The organism is Cupriavidus sp. SIMBA_020, assembly GCF_046535395.1.
Lineage (GTDB): Bacteria > Pseudomonadota > Gammaproteobacteria > Burkholderiales > Burkholderiaceae > Cupriavidus > Cupriavidus campinensis.
This window is the reverse complement of sequence record NZ_JAWRWU010000374.1, coordinates 1-285: the sequence shown is the minus strand read 5'-3', so window position 1 is coordinate 285 and position 285 is coordinate 1. Positions and strand designations below refer to the sequence as shown.

Here is a 285-nt window from a genome sequence, read left to right as displayed (position 1 = left end):
CGCACATTGCCCACCCCACGCCCGGCCTGCGCCAGCGCGGCCTGCAAGGTCGGCAGCAGGCTCTCGGAGACGAAGGCGGCGCGCACGCGGCTGTGGTTGAGGATATAGGCGTAATCGTCCGGCGTCAGCAGGGTGTTCACGGCCACGGGCACCACGCCGGCGTGCAGCGCGCCCAGGAACACCACCGGCCAGTCCGCCGTGTCCTGCATCAGCAGCAGGATGCGTTCCTCGCGCCGCAGCCCCAACTGGCGCAATGCGCCCGCCATGCGCGCCACGCGCTCGGCC

1 protein-coding gene is annotated in these 285 nt (G+C 72.3%); it reads right to left on the bottom strand.

All coding sequences use genetic code 11. The features are described 5' to 3' along the window. A partial coding sequence (locus SB751_RS29650; RefSeq protein WP_410748979.1) for an AMP-binding protein occupies window positions 1–285 on the bottom strand: 285 nt, incomplete at both ends.